At 56.2% G+C, this 3156-nt stretch carries 4 protein-coding genes and 1 pseudogene; 2 read left to right on the forward strand and 3 right to left on the reverse strand.

Translation table 11 applies throughout. From position 1 onward, the window contains the following. Positions 1-717, forward strand: a pseudogene (locus AB4Y97_RS20760) (hypothetical protein); the annotation flags it as partial. Positions 718-930: 213 nt separating this feature from the next. Here AB4Y97_RS20760 and AB4Y97_RS20765 read toward each other — a convergent pair. Both AB4Y97_RS20765 and AB4Y97_RS20770 read right to left on the reverse strand, forming a co-directional pair. Then, complete coding sequence (locus tag AB4Y97_RS20765; RefSeq protein ID WP_442000936.1) at positions 931-1305, reverse strand: VanZ family protein; 375 nt, start codon at positions 1303-1305, stop codon at positions 931-933. Between the two features lie 159 nt (positions 1306-1464). After that, a complete protein-coding gene (locus AB4Y97_RS20770; RefSeq protein WP_442000937.1) occupies positions 1465-1764 on the reverse strand; it encodes a hypothetical protein in 300 nt (99 codons plus the stop codon). Positions 1765-1984: 220 nt separating this feature from the next. Between AB4Y97_RS20770 and AB4Y97_RS20775 the strand changes: the two genes are divergently transcribed. Next, complete coding sequence (locus AB4Y97_RS20775) at positions 1985-2500, forward strand: Ig-like domain-containing protein (protein ID WP_442000938.1); 516 nt, start codon at positions 1985-1987, stop codon at positions 2498-2500. Positions 2501-2914: 414 nt separating this feature from the next. Here AB4Y97_RS20775 and AB4Y97_RS20780 read toward each other — a convergent pair. Further along, the coding region (locus AB4Y97_RS20780; protein WP_442000939.1) for a hypothetical protein at positions 2915-3156 on the reverse strand (242 nt) is incomplete at its 5' end.

Here is a 3156-nt window from a genome sequence, read left to right on the forward strand (position 1 = left end):
TGGCGCGACGGCACCCAGCTCGTCCATTACAACGGCGCGCTCGGCTATCCCGATCAGGTCGGCCCGTACTGGAAGGAAGGCGTCTACCGCTCGACCGCTTCGGAAAGCATGGCCGTCCAGTACACCGGCTTCGATATGGTCAAGGGGACGGGTTCTCCCACGCCGACGCCGACCCCCACGCCAGATCCGACTCCTACGCCCACGCCGGACCCGACACCTACCCCCACGCCAACGCCGACGCCCACTCCGACCTCAACGATCCATGGCACGGATGGCAACGACGTTCTGCGGGGCACGTCCGGCATCGACAAGATCTATGGTCACGATGGAAACGACTATCTGATCGGTGGGGGCGGAAAGGATGTGCTGACCGGTGGTGCAGGCCGAGACGTCTTCGTGTTCAACACTAAGCTGAGTACGAACAACGTCGCGAAGATCACGGACTTCCATACGAAGGCTTCCTACGCATCCTCCTACCAGGACGATACGATCAACCTGGATCACGCGATCTTTACGAAGCTCGCGGAAGGCGGCCTGGCTTCCGGCGCATTCTGGACCGGCACGAAGGCGCACGATGCCGACGACCGGATTATCTATAACAACAAGACCGGCGCTCTTTACTACGATGCGGACGGCAACGGTGCCGGCGCGGCGGTGCAGTTCGCAACGGTCTCCAAGTACCTCAAGATGTCACATACTGATTTCTATGTGATCTGACGACCTGACAAGAGCAACGCCTCTATCAGAAGCGGCCCTGGTTTCCGACCAGGGCCGTTTTCGTTCCAGGTGGCAGCCGGAATTAGTCGACGTCGCTTAACAACTCATGCTCGGCAAGAGCAAAGCGAGAAGATTCCCATCCGGCCTTCCAGAAAGGTCACGCACATCGAAAGCCGAACGTCCGATCATGTTTTCATCGGACACGATCGGACTCTAGGAAACATCTTGGCTGGCCACCGGTTCGGATGACGTCCGTGTCGTGATCCGTTCAATGAGGATGGTAAGAATTGAGCCTGTAACGACAGCGACTGCTTTGACGGCAAAGTCGTGGCTTCGTCCATGACGGCCTGGAACAATGTGCTGCATCACTTCGAGAAGACCGGCGACACCGATCAAGAACAAGACGATTGCAATGCGGTGTCTTGGATAGGCAAGACAGAACATGCCACCGACCAGCGCAAAGGCTGCAAGCCGCTCGAAGTCAGCAGGCGCCCCTGTCATAGGACGCAGTTCAATGGGAGAAAGAGTGAAGATTGCGACCGCGGTGACGAGTAGCCACGCAAGAATACGTAACACGATTCTATTCATGGTTGTCCTTACAGATGATTTCGTACTCTGGCTGATGGCTCATTGGTGCTTGCGGCCTGAAGCCGTCCGTGCCGCACTCCAACAATGCCGCGATACTCTTCTCTGTTTCCAGGGCTGGTAACCACGAAAGAGCGCCGCAAGGCCCACGGCAAGCGAGGATCAACCGGCAAATCCATCAAGACCGAGAATTCTTGATGAGCCGACTTCGAGGGTTCCCCCCTCTGAGCGCAGGAGCCACGTCCATCCCAATCCCAGAATGCTCATGAAAATCTCTCTTGCCACAAGAGCAATAATCGTAACGACGAACAGGGCACGTAGCACGAACCAAACCCCATCCCACCCTGTCGCCCAGACGAAGATGCTCATCAGCAGGAACATTCCTAGGGTCAAGGTGGCAAGAACGGCCCCCGCGGCGATGCTCAGCATGGACATAAGGATGGCCAATGTGGATGCCAGCATCGCAACGCTCCGGGAATGTTGGATCCTCATCATGAAGGCATTCTATTCTGACGCCATTCCTGTGCCGAACAATCTCACTAGCCTTGAATAGTGCCCATACCTCTTAAGGCGTAGTCAAAATCCAAGCGCCAGCAGAAGGAGAGCGTGGAGGGAGCCGCCCAAATGCCCATCCTTGCTCCAATTCGGACTTTCCACAGCCGGAACGAATGTCGATCAGACGGTGTTCTACGACAACCAGTTGGAGGATGCGCCGGAGGCGGCTCCCGATTCCTATGACATTAAAGCCGGCACGCTGCCGAGCGGCAAGAATGTTCTGTCCAATGACGTGGATCTCGACAAAGGTGGCCCGCTGGGCGTCGTCGATCTGCAAGCCGTCACGCATATCAACGGGGTCGCGGCTAATATCGGTCAGTGGAACAATCTTGCAGGTGGCGGGCGCGCCCTGCTGAATTCCAACGGCATCTTCCAGTTTGCCGATAGTGGCGACTTCGCCGATCTCGCGCAGGACGCGACGCGGACCACGTCTTTTAACTATATCGTGACGGATTCGGCCGGGCGGAGCGACATCGATGAGGACTCTCTCGCCCCCATGAATGACTCGACTGCCGGCTCTACCTCGGTGACGGCGCCGATCGGAGCCACCGGAATTAGCAATTTCAGCGATGTCGACGATGAGGCCGCGGCATCGCGATCATCGGCGTCAGCGACAAGGGCAGCTCTACCACTCGATCGATAGCGGCGCGACCTGAACAGCTCTGAGAACCGTCAGCGCAGGTTCGGCCGTGGCGCTGTTGGAAGGCTGGGACAGCAGATGAACATCCCCTCTTGCAATATGGAGGGAATTGATTATGTGTCCCCCTGGCGCCGCTCTATCGGCGAGCGCCTTCTCCAGACACAGTGATCGTCAGCCTCCCGGCACCCGCCAGGGGCCGATGCTGCGCCTTCAGAAGCATGCGATTATAAGCCGTTCAGGCTTGATCGACCCTTCCAAAGGTAAGGCATTGTGTACTGGATTATAGGCATGAGCCTGAATCCTCGAAGTTTTCGAGCGCTTTCAAGAGCTCCTCTGACGACATCTGAAAGACGATCCAGGAATTTAATTCACTGGATTTACGTAGACGCATAACTCAATATGTTTCTGCGAACGATATTACTTGCCATTTCTGTAAACAAAAAGTATAAATACGAACTCGAGTTCAAAAAATTCGAATTTGTACTTGACGGGAACGATGGCCATGTCTATATCGGGTTCATCGCGGAGTTGCCGATTGATTGGTTGCTCCGGGTTTTCTTTTGAAGAACGGGCGGCTGGGGCCGGGAAGTGAGATTTCCGGGCTTGGGCGCTGTTTTCTTCGGATACTGTGCGCATCGGATGATGCGTGTGCTCTTTGA

The organism is Microvirga sp. 2TAF3, from assembly GCF_052114965.1.
Lineage (GTDB): Bacteria > Pseudomonadota > Alphaproteobacteria > Rhizobiales > Beijerinckiaceae > Microvirga.